Below are 26400 nucleotides of genomic sequence, written 5' to 3'. Positions count from 1 at the left end.
ATGGCAAGCCGGGTGATGTTTTTACATAAGTTCTTCTTCGCAGGCGGTGGTATCGAAAGAGTCTCGCAAAATCTGGCCAGGGGACTACAGGCGCAAGGAGATCGTTGCAGTTTTTACGTCTGGCATACGCAGGGTGACGCCGCCCCTGGCTACCAGTGTCTTGCCCGACAATTTGCGGCATCCAGCCCAAACCAAAGCGCCAGTTTGCTTACCCGGCTTGCGCAACTTCGGCGCCATATCCAACGTCAGCGGGTGGATGTACTGATAGCGGCCACAGAGAAGGCCAATATGCTGGCCTTTCTTTGTAAACTATGGATGCCCTCTGTGCGGGTGATCTTTACCCGGCACAGTGCCTTTGATACCCGTGAGCAGCGACTTCCGGTTTGGGTGGTGAAGCTGCTTTACAATCTATACGCCTTGCAGCGCGGCACTATTGTCGCCGTGTCCAAGACACTGCGTGAACAGCTGCGCAGTGCGGTGTTATTTGGTGCGTCCCGAATTCAGTATGTTCCCAATGCGGTGATCAGTGACGAGCTATTCAGTTTGGCCGAGCATGCGACAACTCCGTTGCCGGATGGCGCATATTTTTGCGCCGTGGGCCGACTGGTTGAAGAAAAGGGCTTTGATCTGTTGTTGCAGGCCTATGCCATTGCGCTGCATCGGCAACCTGCGTTACCAGAGCTGGTTATTGTGGGTAGCGGAGAGCTGGACTGCGCTCTTAAGCAGCTTGCCAATCAGCTGGGTCTGGCACAAAAAGTGCGCTTTACCGGTTTTGTCTCAAATCCCTATGGGCTGATGCGCCACGCCAGTGCCTTTATTTTGTCCTCGCGCCATGAAGGTATGCCGACGGTAATGATTGAAGCCATGGCGCTGGGATGCAATGTGATTGCCTTCGATTGTCCCACCGGGCCTGCTGAACTGCTGAACCAGCCAGGGTCTGGGACCTTGGTGAATGCCGGGGATATTGAAGCACTGGCCGATGCATTAGTCACAAACCAAGCCACCTCGGTGCAAGACGATTCAGTCGTGCATCAGTTTCATCAAAGTCAGGTAGCACAAACCTACAGGCAGTTTTTTCAGGAGCAGGTATGGCGCGAATAGTCATTATTTTACAGGACTTGGGCGGCGGCGGCGCCGAGAAAATGATGGTGCGTCTGGCCAATCAACTGGTTGAAGACGGCGATGAGGTCAGCATGCTGCTGCTGATGGCCGGTGGAGAAAATCTGCAATGGCTTAACCCCAGGGTTAATTTGTTGGAAATCTGCGCCACTCGCAGTGTTAAAGCGTTGCCCACACTCAGACGATGGCTGAAACAGCTGCAACCTAATGCGGTGCTGTCGGCACTGACCCATGTCAATGTTATCAGTATTCTGGCATGCGCCAGTCTGGGCTGGCTGGCCAGATTGTCGGTCAGTGAACGCAACACCTTTTCGTTGGATCGCGGCGTTAATTCCAATTGGCAGGTTCGCACAGCTTACGCTGTGGCACCGCTATTGTATCGCCTGCTGAAAAAGCCGGTCATAGCGGTATCAAAGGGGGTCGCCATGGATCTGGTGGCGTCTGCTCATATCAATGCCAAGCAGGTTACCACAGCGCCCAACCCGGTGATTCACCACGATTGGCTTGTACAGGCCAGGGCGGCTTCCCATCATCCATGGCTGCAGAACAAAACCACTAAGGTGATAGTGGCAATGGGCCGCTTAGTACCACAAAAAGGCTTTGACTGGCTGATCGAGGCCTTTGCCAAACTGGCTTTACAACAGAACTGTCGCCTGGTGGTGTTTGGTGAAGGGCCGTTACGGGCTGAACTGACCAAGCAAGCCGCTATTCTGGGGGTGGCCGACCGTGTTGACTTTCCAGGTTACAGCAGTAATCCATTGGCCGAGATCCGTGTGGCGGATTTGTTCGTGCTGTCTTCGCGATTTGAGGGCAGCCCCAATGCCCTGGTAGAGGCCATGGCTCTGGGTACGCCAGTCGTGGCTTTTGACTGCCCACACGGTCCGCGGGAAATTCTCGCCGACGGCCAATTAGCCCCGTTGGTGGATTTAGGTGATGTGGAAGGACTATATCAAGCCATGCTGGCCAGCCTGCAGTTACCTATTAGTGAACAGGGAAGGCAGCGCCTGGTTCAGGGCGTCAGCCGCTTTGAGGCCGCTACAGCCACGCGTCACTACCGGCAATTGCTGCTCGGAGCCTGACGAATGGCAGTGCATATTGACAGTCTAAAACGACTTTGTTTACTGCTGACTCTCATTTACTACTGCGGGTTGCTGGATTTTGCCACCCGACTTGTCAGTGGCCGGGCAACGGATGTTTTGGCCGCGCACGCCGCAGGCGATCCGGCCAGGCAGTTTGTCGGCGTTTTGCTGTTGTTGCTGGCCATCTTTGTGCTTTGCTATGAACGCGATAACCGGGTAACGACCTCTTTCAACAAGGACCTGATCTGGTGGGCTTTGTTGGGATATTTGATGCTGTCGGTTCTGTGGTCCTATGTGCCAGCCATCACACTGCGCCGGGTCGTGGCTTTCAGCACCCTGGTACTCAGTGCCTACGTGCTGGTACAGAGCTTTTCACCTTTGTCATTGCTGCGTTTTTTTGCCCGCGCTGTAGGGGTTATCACGTTGCTCGGATTATTGCTGGTCCCCCTGCTACCTGAACTGGTTCTGGTTGGAGGCGGCATTCGTGACCAAGCGTTCGTTGGCTTATTTGCAGATAAAAACGCCGGAGCCAGAAATTGCGCATATGCCTTCTTACTGCTGTTTGGTTTGGTTTCGACTAAAACCGGATTGGACAAAGGGTTGATGCTGATATTACTGGTGGCCATTGCCTTTGCCAATTCTGCTACTGCATGGGTGATGCTGCTGGCTGGAATCGGGCTGATTACGCTGTTGCGTTACTTACACGCAACCAGCGCACAAACCAGTTTTAACCGGCTGATGTTGTTTGCCGTGCTGCTTATTTTGGGCTGTCTGCTTTGTTATTGGTTGTATGAACAGTTGCTGGGTTTACTGGGACGGGATCCCACCTTAACCAACAGGATGGTGATATGGCAGTTAATGGACGGCTTTATCGACATCGAACCTTATTGGGGATACGGCTTCGGTGCGTTTTGGGCCAGCGATGCTGCCGACGCATTTGTCAACCGCTGGGGATACATAGGTAATGCCCATAGTGGTTACTACGAAGCAATGTTACATGGTGGCTGGGCTTGTCTGCTGCTGGTCGTGGCGTTGATGGCCACTGGCCTGTGGCATGCCGGTAATGCTTATATCCGCTTATCTCAGGGGCAGAGTATGGCTGCGCCCCTGGCGATCCTGTTGTTGATGATCCCCATTAACGCCGTGGCTTTTGCGGTTTTGAACCACAACAGCTTTGACATGTTTTTATTTGCCCTGATGTGTTTTACCGCCTCGCGCCTGGCCGCTGAGGCTCAGCCTGATAATTGGAGAGTAGTATGATTTACACCACAACAGATATTGCTGTCATTATTCCTGTATACAATAGTGCTGCCTTTCTCGAAGACACCTTGCATGCATTGTTCAGGCAACGCGAATTGCCGGGCGAAGTGATTATTGTCAATGACGGGTCAGTTGACGGCTCCGAGCGGGTGATCCGCAATAGCCCATATGCTGCTGACATCACTTATCTTGAAATTCCTAACAGCGGTCCCGGCGCTGCCAGAAACCATGGTCTGGCACATACCAGTAAGCCCTGGGTGGCCTTTTTGGATGCCGACGACCAGTGGAGCGATTGGCATAAGCTGCAGATGCAGATAGAACTTGCCAACCTGCACCCTGACGCTGTGCTGATTGACAGCTTCGCCGAGGTAGATTGGGGAGGTGAGCTGCCGCTGGTTGTACAGCGGGTTAAGCAGGGCAGGGTATTCGAGCAGTTTCTGCACCACAATGTGGTCAATGCCACATCCTCTGTTTTGGCCAAAACCATTGCTGTTCGCCAGGTGGGTGGTTTTGATGAGGATTTGCGTTTCGGCGAGGATCGGTTGCTGTGGGCCCGATTGGCAAAAATTGGTGAAGTACACACCTTGCAGGAAGTGACAGTACGCAAGGTCAACCACAATGCCAACCTGACTGCCCATGGTTATCGCAATTATTATTATCGCCTGTTATGTGTACAGCGTTTGCTGGAAATGGCCTCCCTTAACCAAGGTCAGACTCATCAGATCTGGTACGAGAATATGCAGGAATTCTTGCGTGAAGCCTTTAAAGCCAATGATGTAAGAGGCTATCGCAAATTGTTCCGCCGCACCATGCAGTTGTCTGGGGGACGTGGCCGCCTGAGCCGTTACGCGTTAATCAACCTGTATGGCAGTCTGTTCGGGCAGTTTACACCACTTAACCAGATGGCCTGAACGATGCGTCATCGACTGGTTAACCTGGCCTGGATTTTTTACGAGAAGTTCAGCCTGATTGGGCTGTCAATCGGCTCTTTTATGGTGTTTGCGCTGTTGCTTGGACCCGAGCAGTTTGGCCTCGGCGTATTGGCTGTGACGCTGGTAGAAGCGATAGGCATTATTTACTGCAGCATAATTGAAGATCCGCTGGTCAGGCGTACCAGGTGTAGCAAAAGTTTGTATGCCTCTGTGTTTTGCTTTGGCGGCTTACTGGCTTTGGGCAGTGCCACAATGCTGGTGGCAGGCAGCTTGTTGCTTGGGGCATCAGAGCTGTTTATCGGTTTGGTGGCATTGGCCGGTGTCAAGCTGGTGGCAACAGTACTAAGCCGCCCCTTTGTTGCGGAGCTGCGTCGCAAGCGCAATTTTAAGTCACTGGCAAACCGCACTCTGGCAGGAAAGCTGATAGGCACCACCGCCGGGATACTGGCAGCTTTTTGGGGGGCAGGAGCCTGGGCCGTGGTGTTACAGGCTGTCATGATGGAGACAGTGTCGCTGATATTGTTGCTGTATTGGCATCACGACCTGGTCAGCAGCAAAGCAGATATACACAGATTTGGCCTGATTTTTCGGGCCGGATTACCGCTTGGGGTAAAAATGTTCAGTCGTGGCATGTTAGTCAGGGCTATCACTTTAGTACTGGGTATGGTCAGTGATGCAACCACGGTAGGCTATTTTGCGTTTGCTAACCGACTGGTGGATTTGCCCAGGCTCGCCCTAAGCGATGGGCTGCTGAGTTATGCGCTGCCAGCTATTGCCAAACGTGCTAATCAGGGGCCGGACGTGGGACGCTTTGTCTCATCTATCAGTCTGAGCACGACAACGTTGCTTGCTCCTCTGTTCCTCGGCGCCATGGTGTTGGGGGGCGATCTTATTCATCTGCTGTTTGATGCCAAATGGCAATTGGCTATCACCCCCTTTCAATGCTTGTGTTTATTGGCGGCGCTGCGTTGTCTGGTGCTTTATGTGCCGGCCACGCTAATTGCGCTGGGCAAGGCCAGGTGGGGAATGGAAGCGGATTTGTTGCTGTTGCTAGGTGCGTTGTTAATAACCTGGTTGTATGGCAGCGAATGGGGGGCGATGGCCGCGGTAGCCGCAATGGCACTGCAACTGTCAGGAGATCTGCTGATTAAATTGTATCAATTGCATAAGTTGTTCAGTCCCCGCTGGCAGCCTGTATTGCGCGACTACGGCTTTGTGGCACTGGCGGCTGTATTGATGATGGCCAGCATTGAGTTGTTAAGAGTTCCACAATTTTTACCTTTGCCTGACGTGCTGATGGCAATCGCGACCGGCGCAGCGGTGTATTTTCTCGGCTTATTCACACTCAGACCTGGCTGGGCCAGGGGCTTGATAAACAGTATCAAACAGGGGTAGAACATGCGGATTTTCTATTGGCAATCCAGTAAAGCACAGGAAGGAAATTTCGGCGACGACCTAAACGCCTGGTTATGGGACGCCTTGATGCCAGGGGACTGGCCGCGCAATGATGATGTGATGCTGGCTGGGGTGGGAACAGTGCTGACCCGTCAGTTACCGCCTGCCAAACGCCTGTTGATTTTAGGTTCAGGGGCTGGTTACGGGGAATTGCCCCAAGCGGTTTTCCAAGCTCACTGTCATTGTTATGGTGTGCGAGGCCCTCTTACAGCGGCGCTGTTGGAATTGGATGATCGCAAGGTGCTGGCCGATCCGGCGATACTGATCCCTGAAGTGTTTGACGTTCCACCACTGTCACCACTGGACAGGCCGGTTGTGTTTGTACCACATCTGGACAGTGCCCGGCGTTCTGACTGGGCAAGTGTCTGCCAACTAGCCGGGGTGAGCCTGGTGGACCCCAGGCATGAATCCAAAGAGGTTATTCGGCAGCTAGCCAGGGCGAGATTAGTATTGGCAGAATCCATGCACGCTGCCATTATTGCTGATGCCTACCGGGTGCCCTGGATACCGGTGTGGAGTTCCTGCGAGATCAATAAGTTCAAGTGGGCTGATTGGGCACTGGCTGTGGGGGCAAGAGTGATTCCTGAGAGTATTGCACCACCCTCCAGAGTGGCCTGGCTGGATAACCGCTTTGCCGCCAGAGCACAAGCGGATCTTGCTCTGGTGCCCGGCCTGGATTTTACTCTCGGCTTGAGTATCAGTCAGGCGCTGGGGGACATTCGTGCCCGACAGGCTTTGAGCCGGGATCCCAAAGCCCGCAAACGCAAAGAGCGCTATCTTAGACTAAGGCGGAAACTGTTGGTGCCTGCGATGAAAATGCTGGGTAACCATCCAGACGCCATGTTGCAGCAATGTGCCGAGCAATTAAACAGGCTTGCTGAGCGGCAGGGTTATTTGAGTGATGATCAGCAACTGCATTTTGCCAGGGAACGTTTGTATGTTGCTGTTGAGGCATTGAAAGCAGACCGTCGTGATGGATTTTCACAACAGGGAAAGGTTCGCAGTTTGCGGCTAACGCAGAGCCAAATGAAACGGCAACCAGTTCAGGTTTCTTACAAGCACTCTTAGCAACTGACGATTCCATTTCAGGTTAGTAAAATGCCTTAAGGTGAGTCTGTCGTCAGTTGCCGTTGCGTGATCGCGCTGCATAGCTTGTAACAGGATTTGATAAACCAGAATGCGGGCACGAAGGTGCTGCACCGACTCGATGTCATCCGCCAATAACTGTTCATGACGCTGTAACACACGGATGCTGTCCTGGTATAGCTGCTGACTGGTATCGGCGGTCATATTCTGGCCATGACAATGATAACGAAAACCGGGTCCGAAGGCCTGAGCTACCCGACACTGACCGCTGATCTTCAGCCAGCAGTCGGTATCTTCGGCAAAGGTCAGGTCAGTGTCAAATCCACCCACTTGTTGCCATAGATGGCGGTTAACCAACACTCCCTGAGTCATGACAAAGCCGCTGTAACACAACAAACGCTGAAAACGTTGTGGGTTGAACAGTCTGCCCCAATTGCACAGGCGTTCGGTGGCATCCTTAAGTCCCTGCTCTATGCCCAGGCGGGTAAAAAAGCCTTGGTGAAGCTCTTGTCCGTTTATTACTTTGCGATTGTCGGTAAAGACCATACCTACGTTATAGGTCCTAAAAGCCAACAAGGTCTGCATTTGGGATGCTAATTGGTCTGGCGGCCATTCGTCATCTGAGTCAAGAAAAGCCAGCCATTCGCAACGGGCGAGTTTTACCCCGGCGTTCCTGGCTCTGGAGGGTTTGCCGCTGTTCGCCTGCTTGAAATAACGAAATCGCCAATCCTGCAGATAAGGGGCGATGATTTTGTCACTGCCGTCGGTAGAGCCGTCATCCACAATGATCACTTCATAGTCACTGAAAGACTGCCCGCGAATGCTGTCAAGGGCGCGCGCAACAGTAGCTCGACGGTTGTATACTGGCAGCACAATGGTGACGGCGGGAACGCCCAGTGGCGTGAGCGATTGCATGATGTTTAACTCCCCAGCCAACGCCGAACCAAGGTGCGAACGCCAGATGCACCTGGCTGTAACCTGTCATTTTTCCCCTTATGCATTTGTACAAACTTCTGCTGCCAATTGTCGCTCAGTTCATCCGCCTGACGGCGGGTTATTTCGCGGATATCGCTAATGGGCAGCAATATATCCATGGCGGATGCAATACGCCGTATACCGCTGGTCAGGTCTTCCCGCAGGCTTTCATACTCAAGCTCCAGATAACGGCACCCCTGGGCCGCAAGAAGATAGCGCCAACTGGCGGTGTCTTGGATGACTTTTTTCAGACACTGGTTAATATCCTGGTAGTCAAAGCTTGGGGCGGTGCGCATCGCCTTTTGTCCGGTGATCCACACGCCAGTCTGGCGAGCCTTGGAAAAAGACACCGCCTGTTTTAGCACATCGCGACGATGCAGCAAGACAAACAAGGCATTTGGAAAGCGTTTTATCAACTTGTCAAAGCCGCCGAACACCTGCAGATGGTCGTAATGCACTTTGATGGAAAACACGCCATTGGCGGAGGTGCGCCTTAATTGCAGCAAGTCCAGTACATTGTCCAGGCCTGAGACACCCAACTGCTTCTCCCATTCGCGCAAATTTACCGGATTGGCGTATTCCAGAGGAAAGCCGAACAGACCGGTACTGTATAGCGCATGGCCGAGCATATGACTGCCGCATCGCTGGGTGGAAGCGATAACCAGAAAATTATTGGCCTTAGTACCGGGGGCGAAGTCATGTTCTCGACTGAATTGATCCTGATAAAGCTGCATAGGGCCTCCTTGCTATTCAAACTGATAGTGGAACAAATTGATTTCTCTGGCATAACAGGTTGCCACCCGATCTACATCCTCACTGCTGAAAGCTAGGCGATAATCGCGGTTGTCGCCGCTGATTTCATGGGGCAGGGCAAGGGACGACAGACCAAGTCGCTCAAGCACAACGTCAAAGGACGCCTGCAGGTGTTCAAACTTACCGACGTAGTCCACCGCCAGGTCGCCTTCAAAGTTGGTTAGCCAGCTTAACTGCGGACGTAAAAAGCCGGTGCCGATGAAACGTTGCAGAAAATGACTGAAGGGAATATCCGCATCTATGCCCAACCAGCGACGGTGATAGTCGTCGCGAATGGCATTGCGGTACCAGGAATAGGCTCTATCCCAGGGATTTCTGACAATACTGAATTTGAAATACTCCTGATACTGGCGTTGGTTAACCTGTTGTTTATTGGCCGGATTGCGGTGTCTGTACCACTGATGTTTAGTACGTCTCAGCCATTCCAACAGGTTGTCGCTATTGCGCCAGGCCTGCTTCAGGGGCAGAGGTTGCTGCAACATACGCAGGCTTCGGTGGTCTTGCCCGTCTCGGCCTGAGTGATGGTCAAAATGGCCCAATGCTTTTTCAATGCTGGTGCCTGCGCATTTGGGGATATGAATGAAAATACACTGGTGCTGGTGGGAAATCATGTGACCTCACTGTGACGGACTTGCAGATAGCTGGGCGCCAATCAAGACCAACCCGGCCTGGTTCAGACGGGAAAAGTTGTCAATTTGCCACGCTGGAGGAATGGCCATAGCGACCGGAGAATCACTCTGACTCAGCATCCGCGCGGTGGCATCGTTGACCTGCTCGCTAAAGGCGAAACCCTGATCGATATGGGCGCGGAATTCCGGCTGACCGGTGGCCAGATTGAACATGTAATTGTTGGTGTAGGACGACGCGTCCAGTGGCATTTCATCAAAAATGCTGTAGCCCATAACCTGCCAATATCTGTCGTGGATCAGAATGTTGTTTCTGGCATCTACCCAGAAACTACTGTCGCCCTTAAATTTGGCGGCGGCGATGCCATTGCTGCGACTGACAATTAAGTTTTCAAAAATCAGGGTTTTGCCCATTGGCGCACTTAACAAACCGCCAAGCTTGATTGCGGCCCAGGCCCGCTGGCGCTGATCACCGAGATTGTGAATATAATTCTGGAAGATATAACTGGGGCCGCGTCGGTTAGGGATAGCGCTGACGCCGGTATAGCCCTGCTGCAGATCATTGTTATATACCAGCACATTATGCTGACCGCCATCCAGCTCGATTAAATCATCATTGGCATAGGCAAGAACATTGTCGTGGATAGCGGAGTGTTGCATAAACCCACCCCAGGGCTGACCATTGCTGCGGCTTTCGATAACATCATTGAATCTGTGCTGATCTGAGCCAATGAAGTGGTTATATCTAAGCACTAGCTGACCGGCAAATTCGGACTGTGGATGATTGCCGGAAGCAAGGAAAGCCGTAGCGCCATGGGGGTGCCCCTGGCCCCAATGATTGGCGGCCGGAATGGGGGAATGCACGCGACAATGTTCCACTACAATGACGCCACTTTGCACCAGGTTGAATCCGGCATCGTAATTGATCGGCTGTGCGGCCTGCTCATTCTCGTAGGCGATTCCGTCGCGTATGTCACCAGCCTGTCTGCCCCAGGCTGACACGTCGCAGCCGCTAAACCAAAGGTGGTGTGCATTCAAACTGACGATGGCATGTCGCCGCCCACCTTTGACCTGAATATTCTCAAAATAGATATAGTTGTTATCGCCAATGTTAATTGCAATATCGTCGTCTGGACCAGCTTCGATAACCAACTCATCATTGCCAATAATTTTAGCCCAGCCACTTTCCTGTCCTTCGATACCCAGGGCTTCTAAATCCAGCGTGCCATGCTGGTAAATATCTGCCAGTTGATAAACCTTGTTTGGGTCGACCGGGGGCTGTGCCTGGCGGGTACGAAAGCTAGTGGTCTTGGTTTGCACAAGCTGGTCATTCGAGTAAAGCTGAATGCGCAACTGATATTCAGTATCGGCGGATAACCCCACAATACTGCCGGATTGGAGCAAAAATACCGGCTCTGGCTGTAAGTCCATTGCGGCTGACCATTGGTTGTCGGCTGTTTGTTTGAAACTCACCCGGGCATGATGTTGGTCACTGACATTGCTGATTGATACCGCGGCTGAGTGAAATAAAGGTTGAATTTGAATCTGCAGATCGTTGCTGCTTTGCGACACCCCTTGCGAAGGAGAGTTGCTGCTGGCTGATTGATGGTCCGAGGCCCCGGCTGCCGTAGCTTCAGTCGGAACAGATAAAGGTAGTTGACTATTATCTTGCTGGGGGGAGACGTTCCCGGCACAGGACGTTAGCAGGCAAAGCGTTGCTAACTGGAGACAGATAACGAGAAAGTTAAACCTTAATGTGACCATTTTGCCATCGTCCTGAAGTGCCGCCCTGCCGCTAAGCTATTGAATATACTGGTCAGTAGTACCTCTAATGCAGGACGCAAAGTGAATTTGCACAGAGATGTAACGCAAAGTCCGTGCCGACAAGAAAAACACATGACAAAATCAAGAATAAAAACTGTACAAAGGGAAAAAGTCTGGTAAAGTGGTAACCGGCCTGTAACGTCAGACCTATTATTTACACAACAGTTTTCTGCTTTATCTTCGCTACATCTACCATTTGCGTTTTTGTCATGAAGTCTTTGCTCCCTTGTTGCTCTAATAATCAAGTTTGCAGGCGATACTCGCATTCGTGCGTTTGTTAATTTATTTGTTTTTGGAGACATTCATGTCTAACACAACTGGTACCGTTAAGTGGTTCAACGAAGAGAAAGGTTTTGGTTTTATTACGCCTGAGAACGGTGGCAAAGATGTATTCGTACATTTCCGCGCCATTGCTGCTGAAGGCTTCAAAACTCTGGCCGAAGGTCAGCGCGTTTCTTTCGGTGTTGAGCAAGGCCAAAAAGGCCCTCAAGCCGTTAACGTTGTTCCTGTATAAGTAACAGCGAATTTAGAAAAAGCCGCATTAAGCGGCTTTTTTTATGTCCAGGGATGGACGGTATGCCGCGGTCGCATGGAGGCGAAGGAGCGGCGATGTCCAGGGATGGACGGTATGCCGCGGTCGCATGGAGGCGAAGGAGCGGCGATGTCCAGGGACGGACGGTATGCCGATGTGGCAGGGAGTATTCATCGGCGATGTCCAGGGATGGACGGGCAGAAAAGCCGCTCCTGCGTTTTCTGCACTTCCACCATCCCTGGTGGTCGGCAGAAAACCTGCTCCTGCGTTTTCTGCACTTCCACCATCCCTGGTGGTCGGCAGAAAAGCTGCTCCTGCATTTTCTGCACTTCCACCATCCATGGTGGTCGGCAGAAAAGCTGCTCCTGCATTTTCTGCACTTCCACCATCCATGGTGGTCGGCAGAAAAGCTGCTCCTGCATTTTCTGCACTTCCACCATCCCTGGTGGTCGGCAGAAAAGCTGCTCCTGCATTTTCTGCACTTCCACCATCCATGGTGGTCGTATTCCGCGGTCGCATGGGCGCGAAGGAGCGGCGATGTCCAGATGGTAATAATTTAATCTTCGGTCCAGGGCCTGAGCTGCGCAACCTGCATCTGATACGCTGCGGTGGCCACGTCATTCTCCATCAGCTCCGTGCTAAGCTGGCCTGAAATCCAATAAGCCTGATAAATGTCGTCAACCTGGTATCCTGCCGGAAATCGCAAAAAGATTATCTGATTAGGTGGCGGGGGTGGCATATGAATACAGGCGCCAAAGTAAGGCACCAGAAAAGCGCTTTGCACCGATTGGTCTGCATGATATTCCAAAGGCACAACAAAACCCGCCAGACGGACTTTCTGTTGATTGAACTCTGCGCGAATGCGGGTGGAGGCCAGGGCCTCTTTAACCCGTTGACGTTTAATTTCATCTATCTGTTGCTGGATACTGTCGGCCTCACTCTGGTCAGCCAACGGCACAGCATAGGTTTCGTCACCGTGATTAATCGGTGGCGCTTCATTGAAGGCTTTTAAATCTTGTTCTGGTAACAGGGCGTCCCACTCAATGGTGCGATACTCCTCCTTGGCCAGGACCAATGGCGGAATTAGAAAGATAAGCAAAATTGCAAGTCGCATGGGAATTCTGGAGAATAGCACTAAGAATGTTACATCATAACAAAACTAAACCAGGGAAAATATGGCAGATCATCGACTCGATACGGTTATTCATCTGGATAAGGTGCGCTTTGGCTGGGCACAGAACCCCTTGCTGGACATTGCAAACTGGCGGGTTGAGCGTGGTCAGAAAGTATTTTTGTATGGGCCATCAGGCAGCGGTAAGTCCACCTTATTAAATTTGTTGTGCGGTATTATCAAACCCCAGAGCGGCTGTATTCGACTGCTGGATACAGATATCACGCAGATGAGTGCAGGTAATCGGGATCGCTTTAGGGCTAAACATATCGGTATGATTTTTCAGCAGTTTAATTTGCTGCCGTATTTAAGCGTCAAAGAGAATATCAATCTGGCCTGGGAGCTGGGCGGCACTGGCCAACGGGATGAGAATTTTCTTGCCCATATGCTGGAAAGGTTGGAACTGGGCAATGAGCTGCTCATACGCCGCGCCGATAGCCTCAGTGTTGGTCAGCAGCAACGGGTGGCCGTGGCCAGAGCATTGTTAAATAAACCGGAATTAATTATTGCCGATGAGCCTACCTCAGCACTGGATTCAGAGCTGCGTGACCAGTTTCTGCATTTGCTGTTAAGTTGTGCGGAGGAAAGTCAGGCCACAGTGGTATTTGTCAGCCATGATAAGAGCCTGAAAAGTTATTTTGATATCCATCAGGATTTGCGTGCTCTATCCGCCATGAGGGAGGATGCCTGATGTTACTGCGAATTGCTTCAGCCAGTTTATGGAATCGTCGCTTAACCGCATTATTGACTGCGTTCTCTATCGCCGTATCGGTGTTTATTATGCTGGGTGTCGATCATCTTAAGAATGAAATGAAGTCCAGTTTTGGCCGCACCGTGTCGGGGGTGGACTTGATTGTCGGCGCCCGTACCGGGTCAACTAACCTGCTGCTCTACTCAGTATTTCGTATCGGTAATCCCAGTAACAATCTGTCCTGGCAAACTTTCCAAGCCCTTAGTCAGGCCAAGGAGGTGGACTGGGCGGTACCTATTTCCCTGGGGGATTCTCATAAAGGATATCGGGTCATGGGCACCACCCCAGGGTATTTTGAGCACTTTAAGTACGGCAGTCGTCAGGACCTGACCTTTAGGCAAGGACAAAGCTTTACCACCACGCAGGAAGTGGTACTGGGCAGTGACGTCGCAGCAAAACTGGACTATCACTTGGGCGATGAACTGGTTATTTCCCATGGCACCGGTGAGGTGAGTTTTACCCATCATGACGCTTATCCATTTAAGGTGGTGGGCATTCTAAGTGCCACCGGTACGCCTGTAGATCAGACACTGCATGTGAATCTGGCGTCCATTGAACTGATTCATCTGAGCGGCGGACAGGGTGACCATGCCCATCCCCAGGTGCAAAGGCACGCCGCTATCACAGATCAAACCGAAGACCATCATGATGACCATGACCATGACCATGACCATGACCATGGCCATGTAACGGAAGGTACTGGTCATCATCTGCAGCCAGGTTCGGTTACTGCCATGCTGGTAGGGCTGAAGTCCCGTATTGGTACCCTGACATTTCAGCGTAAAGTGAATGAATATAAAGACGAACCCCTGTTGGCAATCATTCCTGGTGTGGCCCTGGCTGAGCTGTGGCAGATGATGGGCATGGTAGAAAAGGCACTGGCACTGATTGCGTTGTTAGTACTGGTGGCAAGTTTGTTGGGCATGACCACTATGCTGCTGGCTTCCATGCGCGAACGCGAAAGAGAGATTGCCGTATTGCGGGCTATTGGTGCACACGCCAGCTTTGTGTTGTTGCTGATTGAACTGGAAGCGGTGCTGATTGCCCTGGCTGGCGCAGTGGTGGGGTATCTGGGGCTGGCGGGCTTGCTAACCTTGCTTAAAAACTGGATCAGCAGTGAATATGGCTTGTTTATCAGTGGGTTGCCGTTATCCGGCTCTACCCTGGGTTATTTGGGGTTGATTGTTGGTTTGGCGGCGTTATTGGCATTGATCCCGGCGGTGCTGTCTTATCGTACCGCGCTGAGCAGAGGCCTTAGTGTGCGTTTGTAAGCTTGCATCAGGCTAAATAAGCTTGGCACGCAGTGCTTTAACCCGGGTGCGTCCTACTGGCAGTCGGACGCCATTTTTCAGCTCCAGTTCGTAGCTGCTGCCAACAAACGCTTGTAGTGTTTTGCACTGGCTTAAAGGCACCATATAGGAACGATGAATTCGCTGAAATTCCTGTGGCAACAAGTGCTCCAATCGCTCCAGGCTTTTGTCGTGCAATATTGTGGGACCCGAAGACGGATAGACTTCGGTGTAGTGACCACAGGCTTTCAGGTAAACAATGTTTTTGACATCCAGTAAGGCCAGATTACCGGCCTGTCTGTAGCTCAGATATTTGCATGGTTGCATGGCCTGGCTTTGTGTCAGGCGTGTCAGGGCTTTGACTATGCGCTCCTGACTGAAAGGCTTGGGGATAAAGTCCAGTACACCCAGCTCGAACGCTTCAATGGCTCTGTCGGTGTTGGCCGATACGACAATAGTGTGGAAACTTTGTGCCAATTGTTCCCGCAGCAATTCAAAGCCATCCTGACCGCTTAGATTCAGATCCAGAAACAGGATATCAGTGCCTCGCTCTGCCAGGTGGTCCCTGGCATCATCCAGATTGTCGAACAGACGGATTTGCCGTGGCTGGTTTGCCAGGGCCTGTTCGACAAAGCGCAGCAAGCGCTTGGCCACCATGGGCTCGTCTTCTACTATTAGCAGCTTCACAGGATATCTCCCGAGGCTAGCGGCAAACGCAGTTGGACCTGCCAGTCTGTAGATGACACATGACTCTGCATTTGCCAGTTGTCTGCATAACTTTCACGCAGTCTCGATTCAACATATTGGTTGCCTGTACCTGTTTGCAGCTTACTGCTGGGGCGACCACTGACCACCGGCGCCATGAAGGTCAGGCACATAGTTTTATCTTCACGCTTTTGTTGCACAGTGAAGACAAACTTACCGTGGCGGTAATGATTATGGCTAATGGCGTTTTCCAGTAACGTCAGCAGGATACCTGGGGGGATCATCTGCTTGGGGTGACTGATATGGATATCCAGCGACAGTTGAGTGCCAGCCCGGTAACTCATGACGTTCAGGTGGGCCTGACAAAGCTGAAGTTCATCCTCCAGGCTAACGGCCGATTGAGACGATAAGGATGCCATCTGGCGAAATTCCTCGGCAAGCGCCTGAATAAACGCAATGGCGGTGGGGGGATCCTCATCAATCCATTCTTCCACGGCGGTCAGGGTATTAAGAATAAAGTGCGGCTGCACATTGCGCTTTACCAATTCAAGCTCCAGTCGGCTTAGCCGCAGTTCTCGCTGTATCAGAGTATGTCTGTTGTGTTCGATGCTGCGGCTTAGAAAGTACAGCATCAGACAAATCAAAATAGTAAAGGATAAGAAGAAATACTGGTCCATGTAGGCGTAGGCATTGAAGGTCACCGGCGCGATAAACAATATAAGTGCCGCCAGCAGCGCCGCTGAATTAGACTGCTTTTGCCACATGCCCTGTGCACAGATAAGTACCGAAATTGCCGCACCCGCCAGAAACACCAACAGGCTGCGGCTATCAAAACCGCCGATAAACAGCACAATAAGCAACTGCAGCAAGGCTGCAAGACCCAGCCAGGTCAGTGTCTGTTTGAGTCCTAAGCGCAATAAACTGGCAAATAGCGCAGGCAACAGCAGAGCGATCACGCAGGACAAGGTCAACACTATCTGCATGCGGGTGGTATGCCAGTCGTAACTGTAACCCCACAAACCTCGCCAGGACTCAGCAACGATTAGCATCAGCATGGCCAGACTCAGCAACCCGAACAGCAGATAAGGTCGCCCGGCCCGGTTGTTTGTGGCCAGCAACAGGCAGAGCAATCCTATTACCAGTAAGGCACTGGACATTAACAAGGGCGGGACCGCGCGTTTGAACGTCATCATCAGCAGATCGTTGTAGGCACCGGCAAATACCCAGATATTGGCATTTTCAATAAAGGCTGGATTGTGCTGAGCCGAAATACGCAGGCGCAGGCTATGGTGCCCTGCATCGCTGTGTGTCGATGGCAGCAATAACACATTGTCGATGGGCGCGGGTATTTCTTGCTCTTTGCTGCGACCCACTATACCTGCACCACCGATAGGCACATCGTCCCAGTAAGCTTCAAATGACCCAAGCACAGATACAAACAAACCGGCGGGTTGTTCCAGAGGTTGGTTGAAATCAAAGGTCATCTGCAGCCAGACATTTTTTGTCCCTGCAGGCAGCGTTGTGGTGCTGGCTTGTCTGTCGCCAGGCACATAAGGACCACCAGGATCGGGGCTAAGCCAGTATTGCTGGCTCCACTGTAAATTACCTATGGCACTTTGTTTACTCTGCCAGACAGACAGCCCGGCCACCGCTAACATGGCGGCAAGCATGGTAAGAAGAAAACGCAAATCCAGGCTCCCGGCTTTTTGTTTCATCATATCAAGCTTTTATGCCAGCGATGAGCCGTTAGTGAGATCTGCGAGCCGTTGATGCATTAACCGCCGGGTTGGTATGCCATGCTCGGTTAATCTGCCGCCTTCACTAACTTCAGGGAGCGCAACATGCGTTTTATCTTGCTACTGGTATCATTGTTTATCTCTGTTTTTGGTCAGGCTGACGAGGGTGACCTGTCTTCTCAGACTGACTATCAGACGCTTCTGCAGCAGTTCCATCTGACCGGACTGAGTGTTGCGGTGGTGGATGACTTCCAACTGGTCTATCAGCATCAGGCGGGTGAGAAAGTCTATGGCTCAGGTCAGTTGATTGGGCCGGATACGGCATTCTCCACCGCATCCATGTCTAAGCCTGTCACGGCGACCTTGGCCTTTATGCTGGCGGAGGCCGGAAAGCTGGATATGGACGCGCCTGTAGAGCGCTATTTAAAGCGCTGGCACTTGCCGGCATCAGATTTCGATATGCATCGCCAGTTGAGTATCCGCCAGTTACTGAGTCATACCGGTGGTACTAACCAAAGCGGTTTTGCTGATTTTTATCAGGGCGATGACATTCCCACCCTGTTGGAGAGTCTGAATGGCATTAAACTGCCGCGTTACAAAGAGCCTCTGCACCTGACTTTTGCGCCAGGTAGTGACTGGAATTATAGTGGCGGCGGCTATGTTTTAGTGCAGGTGGCACTGGAAGATATTACCGGTAAGTCACTAGCGCAACTAGCGAGAGAGATGTTGTTTGTGCCGCTGAATATGCAGCATACCACTATGGTACAACCGGGCGATGAGGGCTTTTTAACGGATGTGGCCAAAGTACATGATGAGCAGCAACAGATCATTGGCAGTGGTTTGCCTATCTGCCCTCAGATTGCGCCGTCTGGTATGTGGAGCTCTGCGGCAGATTTAAGTCGCTTTCTGCTTGATTACCAACTGGCACTGGCAGGCAAGCCGTCTAAGGTGATTAGCCGCAATGTAGCCCGTCAGGCCACCCAGATTCAGACTCTGAAAAAAATGGGCGGCTGGAGTGCAGGTTGGATGCGATTCGAGGCTAGCGGTAACCTGGACTGGTTTTCGCATGGCGGTTCAAATACCGGTACCGGAGGCACCATGATGGCCACTATGCAGGATGGCAAGGCCATTGTGATTCTGGCTAACGGACCGAATCCTGCGCGTTTGCCGGTAATCAACCTGCTGATTGAAGATATTATTGCCCGCCGGGACTGGCGCAAGCCTTTGCCATCCGGTGGCCAGCAACCTGGTCCTGAGGTATTACAGGCGGTACTGGGGGAATTCCAACCACCCTATAGTGAAACGCCGCTGAAGATTTATCAGCAAGATGGTCGACTGTATTATCAGGGTACTATCACGCCATGGAGTGCTAAGCGCAGTGGTGAGCTTATTTACCAGGGTAACGGTTTGTTTGCCAGTGATGACCAGCCTAATTTGCTGGGTGTACAGCGCCACGCTGCCGATGGACTGACTTATCTCACCATTCGTCGCGGTATGAATGGCATGCCTGAACCACTCATGCCTAAGCGATAAATATTCCAATTACAAGGGGAGGGGAATGTCTAAGGTAATAGCTGTTGTGTGATGCTGACCTGACCCCGGTCAATACGGATATCGGCCAGCGCGCCATTTAGCAGAGTCATATTAGGCGGCAGATGGCCGATATCGGCATCATAAATCACCGGAAAAGGCGCATCGCTGAATAGCTGCGCCAATATTGTTTTATCGCTAAAGTCGGCCTGCCGCTGTCCTGCATTTCGCCCCATCAGTAAGGCATTAACGCCCTTAAATATGCCGCGGTATTTCAGCCCTTGCAGCGCCCTGAACAGGGCCGTGGGGCTTAACTCTGCATTTTCCAGACAGTGCTGCCTTTTTGCAGTGGTTTGGGGTATTTAATCATCATTGTCCCAGTAATACCTGCACAGTGGTTTGTCCCAGCGCCTGTGCTTGCAGGGCTTCTTGGCGCTCCTGCTCGTTTAAGATGCCAACCAGTGGTGTTTGACGGCGTAGCTTGCGCATGCGGGGGCTGTCTTCAAGAAGCGCCTGATACATCTTATCTGGTGCATCGGTTAACTGCTCCAGTGCGCAGTACCAAGTCAGATAGGCACCATGTCCCAGCCGGCCTAGCTCTTTGCGTTTTTCCAGGGTGTCCAGCACGCCAGACAGAAGGTCGGGGTTGGCACAAAGCTTGTCCAACATGGCTTTGTGCAGCACCAGGATCTGCCGGTCAATATTTTCATCCTTGATACCGGTCTTTCTGATTTGATGAGGGCGGTCTTTTTTATGGCGGCTACGCATAATTTATCAATCTTATGACCTTAACAATGGCCTGAGCATGTTTTCCAGACCATTGACTTTAATTTCGTGCACTAATGCCAATTGCTCCCCCAGTTTGCCAGCCGGGAAACCTTGTTGTGCAAACCAGACCAGATAAGGTTCGGGTAGTTCGAGCAATTTGCGTCCGGCGTACTTGCCAAAAGGCATGGTCTGATTAATGGCTTCCAGCATCTGCTGCTCAGCGCTCATGGGGTGACCTCTTGTTCTTCCTGCTGCTGAATCTGCCAAAGCCTGGCGTAATGGCCATTGGCGGCAAGTAGTTCAAGATGGCTGCCCTGTTCGACTATCTGCCCTTGCTGCATCACCAGAATGTTATCGGCATCCACAATGGTGGACAGGCGATGGGCTATCACCAAGCTAGTATGGCCTTTGGCCACGCTGCGTAAGGCCGACAGTATCGCCCCTTCGGACTGGCTGTCCAAAGAGGATGTCGCCTCATCAAACAATAAAATAGGCGGGCGTTTGAGGATGACTCTGGCAATGGCCACCCGTTGTTTTTCACCGCCAGAGAGTTTCAGGCCGCGTTCACCCACCATGGTCTGATAACCGTCCGGCAGGCTTTCCACAAATTGCTGCAGATGGGCCAGGCGAATGGCCTGTTTGACCTCTTCTTCACTGGCATCCGGGCGGGCGTAATGTACATTTTCAAACAAAGTGTCGTTAAACAGCACGGTATCCTGAGGCACAATGCCCATGGCTTTGCGTAGGGACTGCTGACTCACATCACGAATGTCCTGACCATCCACTAAAATACTGCCCTGGCTGACATCGTAAAAGCGAAACAACAGTTTCACCAGGGTCGACTTACCCGCGCCAGAGTCTCCCACCACGGCTACCCGTTGACCGGATTCAATAACGAAATTCAGGTTGCGCAGGATGGGGCGGTCCGGCCGGTAATGAAAATCCACCTGACAAAACTCAATTCGTCCTTTACTGACAACGAGGTCCTGACAGTCGGGTTTGTCGTTAATACTTGGGGTTTTATCCAGCAAGATGAATAAGTTCTCAATATTGGCCAAGGCGCCGCGAATTTCCCGGTACACAAAACCCAGGAAGTTGAGTGGCATAAAAATCTGCATGGTAAAGGCATTAATCAGCACAAAATCCCCAATGCTCATATGGCCTTTCGCCACCTGGCTGGCGGCCAGCCACATCATAGTGGTCATGGCGGTGGCAATCACCAGGGCCTGGCCGCCATTGAGTACAAATAGCGACAGGCGGTTTTTACGCCTGGCCTGTTCCCAATCGGCCAGGTCCTGATCGTAACGCTTAGCTTCATAGCTTTCGTTATTGAAATACTTAACCGTTTCGTAATTCAGCAGGCTGTCGATAGCGCGCGAGTTGGTTGATGAATCCGCTTGATTGACTTCGCGCACATAGCGGGTACGCCAGTGCGTGGCCTTAACCGAAAACCACACATAGGCCACGACCGATGACAATATCACTGCGGCGAAGCTGAAGCCGTATTGATAGAACAACAGGCCGACCACCAGGGCGATCTCCAGCAGGGTGGGTACTATATTAAACACCATAAATCGCATCAGAAAGCCGATGCCAGTGGTGCCCCGTTCGATATCGCGGGATAAGCCACCGGTTTGGCGATTCAGGTGAAAATCCAAATCCAGCCTGTGCAGGTGTTCAAACACGCTCAGGCCGAGACGGCGCATGGCCCGCTCGGTGACGCGACCAAACAGGGTGTCACGTATTTCGCCGGCCAGCACGCTGAAAAGGCGCAATAGTCCGTAGGCCAGAATTAATGCCAGTGGTACTACAAGCAATAGTTCGGTGGGCTGTTTTAAATTCAGGTCATCCACCACATGCTTAAGAATAAACGGCATACCAACGGCGGCCAGCTTAGCCCCAACCAGACACAATAAAGCCAGCACTACCCTGGATTTAAACTCACCAAGGTAAGGAATAAGTTGTAAAAACACCGACCAGTTGACCGGTTGATCGTTTTCCAGCGGAAATTTGTTGCGACGCATGCAATACCAGGGTTGCGGCTAAGGTTTGGGGGATTGTAACAAGCTATACTGCTTCTTCCAGGAAGCTTTTCACTTTCATATAACGCTCCTCCTGCTCTTCACTGAGTTTGCCGTTTTCAATGGTCAGGATACAACGACGTACCATATTACTGGCATTCTCAGACAAGCCCTGCTCGCGGGATTTCATGGCAATGGCTTGCAACAAATTCAGGGCAATAGAAGGATTCTTCGGCATCAGGCTATAGGCCTGGCGAAAGGTTTTCAACGCATCATCCAGTTGGCCACTCTGATAGAAGTCCACGGCGTTGTTGTTGAGCTCTTTGGGGGAATACAGAATATCGGCTCGTTCCTGTTTTTCCTGGCGAACATAACGCAGGAACAACTCACCATGCTCTGGATTATGTTTACAGCGCTTCTCTATTTCTTCCAGTACAGACTGGCAGCGGTCATATAACCCCAGGGCGTGAAAAACCTTGGCTTTATCCAGCAGGTCCTCCAGATCCTGACCTTCGTAATGTTCCTCGCTTATCTGTTCAACCAAGGCTCTGGCCCGCTCCTTTTCATCCTGTAAATAAAGCAATCGGGCATTCACCACTTTCATTTGTTCCTGCAGCTCGGTTTTGGGAAAGGCCTGCTGAAACTGGCGAATATAGTCGTTGGCCTGCTTAACCAATTGTGCGGTTTCCTGCTCGTCGGCAGTCATGGCATAGTCAATGCCAGCGCGGGCCACATTGATGTAGTTTTGCGGTTTGTCGTGAATAGAGTGCTTGGCAAATTTCACGATACGTTTAGCGGCTTCGAACTGGGTTTCGTAATCGTGGGTGAGACGCGACAAGTTGATCGCCATCCGGTGGCGGCGCAAATTACGCGGCGAAATCTCTGCCGCCATCAATACGGCTTCCAGGGCTGATTCAAAATCCTGTTGTTTGACATGCAAACCGCATAGCAGATCATAGGCGACTAACTGTGAGTCCGGCTTAAACGCAAGCTGCAAAATCAGCTTTTCTGCTTCCTCGTCTTCGTCCAGTTTAATCAGTGCGTTGACCAGCCCTAGCTTGGCCCAGGTAAAAGGCTGGACATTGATAATGGCAAAATAGAATTCTTTGGCATCTTTTGCCCTGTCACAGGCCAGTAACAGCTCGCCTTTGGTTTTCAGGGCCAGCGGGAAAAACTCAGCGTGTTCAGGGCGGGTCAGAAACTCTTCTATGGCATCCAATGCCCGAATGAAGTCGTCTTTATCCATTAACTCATAAATGGGCAGCAGCGCTTTTTTTCGTTTAAGCACCCGGCTCAGGCGTTTGTCCAGGTCCTTAACACTAAAGGGCTTGGCCAGAAAGTCGTCCGGTTGCAGCTCAATAATGCTGTGTACCAATTCCGAGCTGGTATCGGCACTGATAAAGATAAAGGCGGTGGTAAGGGGCAGGGCATGGCTGTTTTTCAGCTGGTCGTAGAGGTAGTAACCATCCTGATCTTTTTTCAGGTTATAAGAACAGACTATCAGGTCAAAATGCTCTTCCTCGATTGTGTTCAGGGCGGCGTTGGCCTTATCCACGTAGGTGATATCGCGGAATCCCAGTTCTTCCAGTGAATATTTAATGTATCCCTGTGCCAGTACCTGCTCATCAATAATCAGCACACGACAGGCTTTGGCCAGCTTTGAATCCATACCGCTCTGCACCGTTGAATAACTTATGCTTAGCTTATCGCATATTTGTGTGGATGCTTAAACCCTTTAACAGCGATTTAACTTAAGGTAGTGGATAAAGGGAGCCTACACGATGTGAAGACGGTTTAGCTGGCAGCACAGCAGTAGGGCTGACAAGTTTGAGTTTCAAGCGCTTTAAAGTAGTGATACCCGCACAAAGAGGCAACCTGTATTGGCTTATTCAAACCACAGAGACAATTTAGCAAACTTGGAATATGGTGGATGGTACTGGGTTCGAACCAGTGACCCCCGCCTTGTAAGGGCGGTGCTCTCCCAGCTGAGCTAACCATCCAGGGAGGATATGTGTTTACTTCACTAAGTGAAGTGGTGGATGGTACTGGGTTCGAACCAGTGACCCCCGCCTTGTAAGGGCGGTGCTCTCCCAGCTGAGCTAACCATCCAGAGAGATATTGCCCACATATTAAGGTGAAGTGGTGGATGGTACTGGGTTCGAACCAGTGACCCCCGCCTTGTAAGGGCGGTGCTCTCCCAGCTGAGCTAACCATCCATTATTTCACCTTGCCGCAATGTGCTTGGCAAGTGGGGGCGTATTATAGGGGGGCGAGCTTGGCTGTCAACAGTAATTTTAGCGCGATGGTTTGACTGCGCAAAAAGCCATCGCCCTGATGGCGTTTTAGGCATACCAGCCTGAATTATCTCATGTTAAATGCCGCTCAGCAGCGGTCTTAGGGTTCAGGATGCCTTTGGTTTGAACAAAGTTAATCCGCAAAAGCTTTATACGTCTCAACTGGGTGCCATGATAGGTTTCTGACTTCAAGGCTGGTAAAATGCCGCCACTTTTTTGTTAGACAGGACAGACTATGACAGTGGTGACCCGTTTTGCGCCCAGCCCTACTGGTTATTTACACGTGGGTGGTGCCCGCACCGCGCTTTATTCCTGGCTCTATGCCAAGAGCCAGGGCGGCAAGTTTGTATTGCGTATTGAAGACACCGATATTGAACGGTCAACCCAGGAAGCTATGGATGCCATTTTAGAGGGCATGCAATGGCTGGGATTGGATTGGGATGATGGCCCTTATTACCAGACCAAACGTTTTGACCGCTATAACCAGGTGATAGATTCTCTGCTCGCCGAGGGTAAAGCCTATAAATGTTACTGTTCCCGTGAGCGACTGGATACCTTGCGTGAAGAGCAGATGGCGGCGGGCCTGAAACCCAAGTACGACGGCAAATGTCGCCATGGGGTTGAGCAGGAAGGCCCTTTTGTGGTGCGATTCAAGAATCCGCAGGATGGTTCGGTAGTGATTAATGACCATATTCGAGGTCGTATTGAGATTGCCAACAGCGAACTGGATGACCTGATTATACGCCGTACCGATGGCACACCGACGTATAACTTTTGTGTGGTGGTGGACGACTGGGATATGGGTATTACTCATGTTGTACGTGGTGAAGATCATATCAATAACACGCCCAGACAGATGAATATTCTGGAGGCCCTGAACGCGCCTTTACCTGAATATGCCCACGTATCCATGATTCTTGGCGATGATGGTAAGAAACTGTCGAAGCGCCACGGCGCCGTGAGCGTTATGCAATACCGTGATGATGGCTTTCTGCCTCAGGCTCTGTTGAACTACCTGGTGCGTTTGGGTTGGTCTCATGGTGATCAGGAGATCTTCAGTCGCGAAGAAATGATCAAGCTGTTCAGTCTGGACGCCATCGGCCAGTCCGCTTCCGCGTTTAATACCGACAAGTTGATTTGGTTAAACCAGCACTATATTAAAACCTTACCTGGCGCAGAAGTAGCTGAATATGCCAAGTGGCATTTTGACCAGCAAGGTATTGATATCAGCCAGGGGCCAGCTCTTGAGCAATTACTGGCCATACAGGCGGACAGGGTAAAAACGCTGAAAGAGCTGGCTGAGACCAGTCGTTATTTCTATCAAGAATTTGATGACTTTGATGAGAATGCTGCCAAGAAGCACTTGCGCCCTGTGGCTAAAGAGCCACTCGAACTGGTGAAACAGAAGCTACTGGCTGTTGTCGATTGGAATCCAAGCCAAATTCACGATGCCATTAATGCCACAGCTGAAGAGCTGGGGGTGGGGATGGGCAAAGTGGGTATGCCACTGCGGGTGGCGGTAACTGGCTCTGGTAATTCCCCTTCACTGGATGTCACTCTGGCTTTGTTGAAAAAAGACCAGGTTGCACAGCGATTGGACAGAGCGCTCATTTATATAGCAAACAGATCTGAATCTTAAAAAAAGCGTTGACAGGGAATAGGGGCGTGCCTAGAATGCGCCCCGCTGTCACACAACAGCAACCTGTTAGAAATAATGGGGCTATAGCTCAGCTGGGAGAGCGCTTGCATGGCATGCAAGAGGTCGGCGGTTCGATCCCGCCTAGCTCCACCAAATTTTAGGTTACAGCCAAGCGTTGTAACTAGTTACCAAGCCTAGTTGGTAGCGCAGAATAGATTCAGTAAGGAAAAGGTCGCTCGGTTCGCTGGCTCACCTCGCCTTACAGAATTTTAGCGAAGCAGCGCTTCGCTGACAAAAATTCTGTCCCCTTCGTCTAGAGGCCTAGGACACCGCCCTTTCACGGCGGTAACAGGGGTTCGAATCCCCTAGGGGACGCCATATTTAGAACCAAATGGTTACGCTGTATGTGACAGCGGCACCGACGGGGTGAAAACCCCTGGTTCGACTAAAACGCTGAAGCGTTTAGAACAGCCGGAAGGCTGGCCCAAAGGGTGAAAGGCAGGAGCCTGGAATGATCCCCTAGGGGACGCCATATTAAGTTTGCAGATGTTAGTTGACAGTTTGCAGAAGGAATGCCGAAAATCGGCTGTAAGGATATAGTTGCCAAGCCTAGTTGGCAAAGACAGAGAGTACTGTAAGAGAAGAATAAGGCCGTTCACTTCGCATGGCTACGTTCACCTTACAGAAAATCTGCGAAGCTTGCTTCGCAAAGAAGATTTTCTGTCCCCTTCGTCTAGAGGCCTAGGACACCGCCCTTTCACGGCGGTAACAGGGGTTCGAATCCCCTAGGGGACG

Annotated in this window: 24 protein-coding genes and 6 tRNA genes; 15 read left to right on the top strand and 15 right to left on the bottom strand. The window is 51.5% G+C overall.

Translation table 11 applies throughout. The annotated features are described in order from the left end of the window. Genes ABD028_RS15610 through ABD028_RS15585 form a run of 6 tightly spaced genes read left to right on the top strand, consistent with a single transcriptional unit; the run spans position 1 to position 6913 of the window. Entirely contained in the window at positions 1-1101 is a 1101-nt protein-coding gene (locus ABD028_RS15610; protein ID WP_343846144.1) for a glycosyltransferase, read from the top strand. Next, on the top strand, positions 1089-2198 hold the full coding sequence (locus ABD028_RS15605) for a glycosyltransferase (protein WP_343846143.1): 1110 nt from the start codon (positions 1089-1091) through the stop codon (positions 2196-2198). The genes ABD028_RS15610 and ABD028_RS15605 overlap by 13 nt, the downstream gene beginning before the upstream one ends. A gap of 3 nt (positions 2199-2201) precedes the next feature. After that, positions 2202-3458, top strand: a complete 1257-nt coding sequence (locus ABD028_RS15600) for an O-antigen ligase family protein (RefSeq protein ID WP_343846142.1) — start codon at positions 2202-2204, stop codon at positions 3456-3458. Beyond that, complete coding sequence (locus ABD028_RS15595; RefSeq protein WP_343846141.1) at positions 3455-4369, top strand: glycosyltransferase family 2 protein; 915 nt, start codon at positions 3455-3457, stop codon at positions 4367-4369. Before ABD028_RS15600 ends, ABD028_RS15595 begins: the two co-directional genes overlap by 4 nt. A gap of 3 nt (positions 4370-4372) precedes the next feature. After that, on the top strand, positions 4373-5785 hold the full coding sequence (locus ABD028_RS15590) for an oligosaccharide flippase family protein (RefSeq protein WP_343846140.1): 1413 nt from the start codon (positions 4373-4375) through the stop codon (positions 5783-5785). Positions 5786-5788: 3 nt separating this feature from the next. Beyond that, a complete protein-coding gene (locus tag ABD028_RS15585; RefSeq protein WP_102796729.1) occupies positions 5789-6913 on the top strand; it encodes a polysaccharide pyruvyl transferase family protein in 1125 nt (374 codons plus the stop codon). Here ABD028_RS15585 and ABD028_RS15580 read toward each other — a convergent pair. From ABD028_RS15580 to ABD028_RS15565, 4 genes are read right to left on the bottom strand one after another with little or no spacing between them, the layout of a single operon-like run. Continuing rightward, positions 6857-7846 (bottom strand): glycosyltransferase family 2 protein, encoded by a 990-nt coding sequence (locus ABD028_RS15580; protein ID WP_343846139.1) that lies wholly within the window; start codon positions 7844-7846, stop codon positions 6857-6859. The two genes, ABD028_RS15585 and ABD028_RS15580, sit on opposite strands and share 57 nt — an antisense overlap. A 5-nt stretch (positions 7847-7851) precedes the next feature. Continuing rightward, positions 7852-8640 (bottom strand): Stf0 family sulfotransferase, encoded by a 789-nt coding sequence (locus ABD028_RS15575; protein WP_102796731.1) that lies wholly within the window; start codon positions 8638-8640, stop codon positions 7852-7854. Positions 8641-8652: 12 nt separating this feature from the next. Beyond that, a complete protein-coding gene (locus tag ABD028_RS15570) occupies positions 8653-9330 on the bottom strand; it encodes a sulfotransferase family 2 domain-containing protein (RefSeq protein WP_102796732.1) in 678 nt (225 codons plus the stop codon). Positions 9331-9336: 6 nt separating this feature from the next. After that, positions 9337-10917, bottom strand: a complete 1581-nt coding sequence (locus ABD028_RS15565; RefSeq protein WP_343846136.1) for a hypothetical protein — start codon at positions 10915-10917, stop codon at positions 9337-9339. A gap of 556 nt (positions 10918-11473) precedes the next feature. On the opposite strand from ABD028_RS15565, the gene cspE reads away from it, so the two are divergent. Further along, on the top strand, positions 11474-11683 hold the full coding sequence (gene cspE / locus ABD028_RS15560) for a transcription antiterminator/RNA stability regulator CspE (RefSeq protein WP_102796734.1): 210 nt from the start codon (positions 11474-11476) through the stop codon (positions 11681-11683). Positions 11684-11880: 197 nt separating this feature from the next. Continuing rightward, positions 11881-12261, top strand: coding sequence for a hypothetical protein (locus ABD028_RS15555; protein ID WP_343846135.1), 381 nt, complete (start codon positions 11881-11883; stop codon positions 12259-12261). Here the strand turns inward: ABD028_RS15555 and ABD028_RS15550 are convergent. After that, positions 12258-12815, bottom strand: coding sequence for a DUF3299 domain-containing protein (locus tag ABD028_RS15550; RefSeq protein ID WP_343846133.1), 558 nt, complete (start codon positions 12813-12815; stop codon positions 12258-12260). The two genes, ABD028_RS15555 and ABD028_RS15550, sit on opposite strands and share 4 nt — an antisense overlap. Before the next feature lie 61 nt (positions 12816-12876). Between ABD028_RS15550 and ABD028_RS15545 the strand changes: the two genes are divergently transcribed. Beyond that, complete coding sequence (locus tag ABD028_RS15545; RefSeq protein WP_343846132.1) at positions 12877-13563, top strand: ABC transporter ATP-binding protein; 687 nt, start codon at positions 12877-12879, stop codon at positions 13561-13563. Beyond that, on the top strand, positions 13563-14894 hold the full coding sequence (locus tag ABD028_RS15540; protein WP_343846131.1) for an ABC transporter permease: 1332 nt from the start codon (positions 13563-13565) through the stop codon (positions 14892-14894). The genes ABD028_RS15545 and ABD028_RS15540 overlap by 1 nt, the downstream gene beginning before the upstream one ends. Before the next feature lie 12 nt (positions 14895-14906). On the opposite strand, the gene ABD028_RS15535 is transcribed toward ABD028_RS15540, so the two are convergent. Together ABD028_RS15535 and ABD028_RS15530 are read right to left on the bottom strand one after the other, a co-directional pair. Further along, entirely contained in the window at positions 14907-15599 is a 693-nt protein-coding gene (locus ABD028_RS15535; protein WP_102796738.1) for a LytR/AlgR family response regulator transcription factor, read from the bottom strand. After that, entirely contained in the window at positions 15596-17335 is a 1740-nt protein-coding gene (locus ABD028_RS15530) for a histidine kinase (protein WP_343846128.1), read from the bottom strand. The genes ABD028_RS15535 and ABD028_RS15530 overlap by 4 nt, the downstream gene beginning before the upstream one ends. Positions 17336-17458: 123 nt before the next feature. Between ABD028_RS15530 and ABD028_RS15525 the strand changes: the two genes are divergently transcribed. Continuing rightward, positions 17459-18886, top strand: coding sequence for a serine hydrolase domain-containing protein (locus tag ABD028_RS15525; RefSeq protein WP_343846126.1), 1428 nt, complete (start codon positions 17459-17461; stop codon positions 18884-18886). 29 nt (positions 18887-18915) lie between these two features. Here the strand turns inward: ABD028_RS15525 and ABD028_RS15520 are convergent, their stop codons facing one another. The 8 genes from ABD028_RS15520 to ABD028_RS15485 form a co-directional block, all read right to left on the bottom strand. Further along, the gene (locus tag ABD028_RS15520) at positions 18916-19212 is read right to left on the bottom strand and encodes a S66 peptidase family protein (RefSeq protein ID WP_343846331.1); all 297 of its coding nucleotides are present in this window, start codon (positions 19210-19212) and stop codon (positions 18916-18918) included. Between the two features lie 40 nt (positions 19213-19252). After that, positions 19253-19651: a hypothetical protein gene (locus ABD028_RS15515; protein ID WP_343846124.1), complete on the bottom strand. Its 399-nt coding sequence runs from the start codon at positions 19649-19651 to the stop codon at positions 19253-19255. 12 nt (positions 19652-19663) lie between these two features. Beyond that, on the bottom strand, positions 19664-19879 hold the full coding sequence (locus tag ABD028_RS15510) for a DUF3820 family protein (RefSeq protein WP_343846122.1): 216 nt from the start codon (positions 19877-19879) through the stop codon (positions 19664-19666). Further along, positions 19876-21675, bottom strand: coding sequence for an ABCB family ABC transporter ATP-binding protein/permease (locus ABD028_RS15505; protein WP_343846120.1), 1800 nt, complete (start codon positions 21673-21675; stop codon positions 19876-19878). Before ABD028_RS15505 ends, ABD028_RS15510 begins: the two co-directional genes overlap by 4 nt. A gap of 43 nt (positions 21676-21718) precedes the next feature. Next, positions 21719-23341, bottom strand: a complete 1623-nt coding sequence (locus ABD028_RS15500) for a response regulator (protein ID WP_343846118.1) — start codon at positions 23339-23341, stop codon at positions 21719-21721. A 255-nt stretch (positions 23342-23596) separates the two neighbouring features. After that, a tRNA-Val gene (locus ABD028_RS15495) sits at positions 23597-23672 on the bottom strand. A gap of 33 nt (positions 23673-23705) precedes the next feature. Continuing rightward, positions 23706-23781, bottom strand: a tRNA-Val gene (locus tag ABD028_RS15490). A 31-nt stretch (positions 23782-23812) separates the two neighbouring features. Further along, a tRNA-Val gene (locus tag ABD028_RS15485) sits at positions 23813-23888 on the bottom strand. Positions 23889-24201: 313 nt separating this feature from the next. Between ABD028_RS15485 and gltX the strand changes: the two genes are divergently transcribed. The 4 genes from gltX (at position 24202) to ABD028_RS15465 (ending at position 26400) form a co-directional block, all read left to right on the top strand. Further along, positions 24202-25605: a glutamate--tRNA ligase gene (gene gltX, locus ABD028_RS15480; protein ID WP_343846116.1), complete on the top strand. Its 1404-nt coding sequence runs from the start codon at positions 24202-24204 to the stop codon at positions 25603-25605. A 77-nt stretch (positions 25606-25682) separates the two neighbouring features. Beyond that, positions 25683-25758 (top strand) — tRNA-Ala (locus ABD028_RS15475). Positions 25759-25907: 149 nt separating this feature from the next. Next, positions 25908-25983: transfer RNA gene (locus ABD028_RS15470), tRNA-Glu, on the top strand. A gap of 344 nt (positions 25984-26327) precedes the next feature. Beyond that, positions 26328-26400 (top strand) — tRNA-Glu (locus tag ABD028_RS15465).

The organism is Bowmanella denitrificans (genome assembly GCF_039522935.1).
Classification (GTDB): Bacteria; Pseudomonadota; Gammaproteobacteria; order Enterobacterales; family Alteromonadaceae; genus Bowmanella; species Bowmanella denitrificans.
This window is presented reverse-complemented; position numbering and strand designations above follow the sequence as displayed.